General features: G+C 33.5%; 3 protein-coding genes and 1 pseudogene. All 4 read right to left on the minus strand.

What is annotated here, in order from left to right; all coding sequences use genetic code 11:
* Window positions 1–80: 80 nt before the first annotated feature.
* Complete coding sequence (locus ACT8VG_RS08690) at window positions 81–686, minus strand: MBL fold metallo-hydrolase (RefSeq protein ID WP_217106720.1); 606 nt, start codon at window positions 684–686, stop codon at window positions 81–83.
* A gap of 39 nt (window positions 687–725) precedes the next feature.
* On the minus strand, window positions 726–875 hold the full coding sequence (gene rpmG / locus ACT8VG_RS08695; protein ID WP_006506678.1) for a 50S ribosomal protein L33: 150 nt from the start codon (window positions 873–875) through the stop codon (window positions 726–728).
* A 70-nt stretch (window positions 876–945) separates the two neighbouring features.
* Window positions 946–3,018 carry a peptidoglycan D,D-transpeptidase FtsI family protein gene (locus ACT8VG_RS08700; protein ID WP_444195645.1) on the minus strand — a complete coding sequence of 691 codons (2,073 nt, stop codon included), beginning with the start codon at window positions 3,016–3,018 and terminating at the stop codon, window positions 946–948.
* 110 nt (window positions 3,019–3,128) lie between these two features.
* Window positions 3,129–3,641, minus strand: a pseudogene (locus ACT8VG_RS08705) (elongation factor 4); the annotation flags it as partial.

Consider the following 3,641-nt stretch of genomic DNA (forward strand, 5'->3'; position numbering starts at 1 on the left):
GTTTTAATCCACTTCAAAAACATTATATACCTAAATATTTATATTCTTTATATTTCACTTTAAACAACACCGTTTTTACCTTAAAAAGACAAAAATGGGTTATTTTTCTTTTCAAAAGAGAGAGTTGACTCTGGTCCATGGCCAGGATATACATCTGCATCTAACTCAAGATTCTTTATACGAGATAAAGATTTTAATAAAGAGAACTTATCTCCTGTAGGAAAATCAACTCTTCCACAGCCACCTTTAAATAGTGTATCACCTGTAAATAATGCATTTTCATTTTCATAGTAATAGAGACAGCTTCCCTTTGCATGTCCAGGTGTTTCATATATTTCAAACTTCATTTCACCTAAAGTGATACTATCTTTAATTACTTTAACACCATCAACAATATACTTCTCTCCACCAAGCATCACTGATAGATTCTCATCCCAGTCAAGCATCATATCTTTTGCATCTTCTGTTGCATAGACATTTGTATGATAATAATCTCTTAATTCATTTACTGCGCCAATATGATCATAATGGCCATGTGTAATAAGAATTCCTTTAACATCTAACTGTGCTGTTTCTTCCATAATACGCTTTGGTTCATCTCCAGGATCAATAATAACACAATTCAAACCAGAACTCACAATATAACAATTCTCTTGAATAGGACCTACTACTATTCTTTTAATCATACAATTTCCTCCCTGTATAAAAAAAATAAGCCTTGTGGCTTATTTCTTTTCCTTATGAACAGTTTTCTTGTTACATCTTGGACAATACTTTTTAAATTCAACCCTTTCAGGATGACTCTTTTTATTCTTTGTGTTGATATAGTTTTCTTCACCACATTCTGTACACTTTAAGATAATATTATCTCTCATGAATATTACACCTCCAAATAAGTTTGCTTCAATATATTATCATATAAATTCATAAATTACTAGTTCTTTTTTAATTATTGTAGCCATATTTTTCAAAATAGAGACTAAATGCTTTTTTCGCAATACTTGGCGCATCATTTGCACCCTTTAATCTTTCTTCAAGAACAGCTACTACAACCTGTGGATCCTTACTAGGACCATATGATATAAACAAATGGTTAGGATGGTCGACATTACCTGTATGCGTATAGTCTTCTGCAGTACCTGATTTACCAGAAACATCATACTGGAAACCAGCAAAAGAACCTGCAGCAGTACCATAGGTAACTACGGCCTTCATACCAGCCTGAATCTGATTAAATGCATCTTCATTGCCTTCTGAGACATCATCCATAATATGCTTCTTATGTGTATTAAGAGTCACAATATTGCCAGATGTATCTGTCTTATAAGAACTCTTATAAAGATGTGGCTGCACTTTAACGCCTTTATTTGCTAGAGTAGACGCATATACAGCAAGCTGTAATGGTGTATATGTATCATACTGACCAATAGAGAAGTCAAGAAGCTTACCAGCAGTATCTTCTTCTTCACGAGGACCAGTCGCTGCTTCATAAGGTAAATCAATACCAGTCTTAACACCTAAACCTAATTCTCCTGCTGCATTTCTTAATTTAGTAAAGGCACTCTTATCAATATGAATTGGTTTATCATACTGATAATGACCACCAGCAAGCTTGATGATAATCTTCATCATATAAATATTAGAAGAATAAGCCAACGCCTGTACTTCATTGATATTACCAAAACCACTCTTATTCCAAGAATGCTTAGCTTTAGTACCAGCAATCTTTAAACCTTCAGATGTATCTGCTTCATAATGGTTGGCTTTAATAATGTTATTCTTGAAGCAAGCATAAATAACAGCCCCCTTCATAGTAGAACCAATACGATAAGCACCTGTATAAGTAAGATAAGTCGCATCCTTCATCTCATAAGGTGTCTTCTCCTTATTGTATTCCTTACCAACTAACGCAATAATATCACCTGTCTTAGGTTCCATCACTATACAATAGATATGCTGCTGATACCTTTCTGCTGTATGACTATAAAGACACTGCTCTACCATCTGAGTCAATTGTGACTGAATATCCCAGTCAATCGTTAATTGAATATTCTCACCACTGCTGCCCTGTTTCTTTGTTTTGACGATTGGTGTTCCATCACTTGCGTACTTTAAAGTCATCACTGACTTATTACCACTTAAAATATCTTCATACTGTCTTTCAAGCCCTGAAGTACCTACACGTGAGTCGTTACTATAATCTAATGCAAGAAGCTCATCCTTTAATGTAGCAGGTAACCCCTGTTTCTTAGTTGTTACCTTCCCTAGTGTACTCTTTAAAGTAGACTCATCAGTATAAGCACGTTTCCAATCACTTGTGACCTGAATACCTCTTAATAAGTCATTGTTTTCACCAATAACACTTGCTTCCTGATAGCTGATATTTTCAAGAAGTACTGCAGAACCATTCTTACAATTCTTAATTGTATAATAAAGCTTATAATAACGTACATCATCATCACTTAAGTGCTTTTCTAATACACTCTTTGTGATTCGTTTAAGCTGTAAATTATAATATTCAGTATCTCCATCATCATTTGTCGCAAGAGCCTTCTTCTCTGCGTCTGACACAAGAGATTTTGCAAACTTCTTATCCTTCATGATCAGATAGTCTTTCTTTTCTCTCTCAGTCACGCTAGAAATATCAATATTACAATTCTTAGTCAAGAAATTAACCATTGATTTAATTTCATCATCCTTAATTCCTTTGACTGCATAATAAGTTGCACATACTACATTCTCATTATATACAAGCTTATTATAGTTTCTATCTACTATATCACCACGTAATGCATCGACTTCAAATGTATTTGTACTATATTGTTCTAGCTTTGCTGAATAAAAGTCAGACTTATTGACCTGCATATAAAAAAGTCTTAATGCAAAAATGCTTGCTATCACAATAACGACGCCAATAATAATATAGAAACGACGTGCAACTACATTATCTAATTGATTACGTTCCTGTTCCTGGGCTTCTTTTCGCCCAATAAACTTTATCGGTCTATTACTAAACAATCAAATCCCACCTTTTTTCTCTCATATTATATATGTATATTCTTTTCATTTCAATTAATTAGAGAAAATCAAATGTGTGAAAAAACAAAGAAAGGCAGAAATAACTCTGCCTATTCATCATCCACAGATAAAATAGCCATGAATGCTTCTTGTGGAATTTCTACACTTCCTACAGCCTTCATACGCTTTTTACCTTCTTTCTGTTTTTCAAGAAGTTTCTTCTTACGTGAAATATCCCCACCATAACACTTTGCAAGGACATTCTTTCTAATTGCCTTAATATTAGTACGAGCAATAACACGTCCCTGAATAGCTGCCTGAACCGGAATCTCGAATTGCTGTCTTGGAATAATAGTCTTTAATTTCTCACAGATAATTCTTCCTCGATCATACGCAAAATCTTTATGAACAATAGAAGATAATGCATCGACTACTTCCCCATTTAAAAGAATATCCATCTTTGTTAAATTACTTGCACGATAACCATGTAATTCATAATCAAATGAAGCATAGCCACGAGTACATGATTTTAATTTATCAAAGAAATCATAAACAATTTCTGATAGTGGAATATAATAAATAACAATTCTTCTTGTATCATCAAGATATTCAATATCTACATA

Origin of the sequence: Catenibacterium sp. (assembly GCF_052354645.1) — a bacterium.
GTDB classification, from domain to species: domain Bacteria; phylum Bacillota_I; class Bacilli_A; order Erysipelotrichales; family Coprobacillaceae; genus Catenibacterium; species Catenibacterium mitsuoka_A.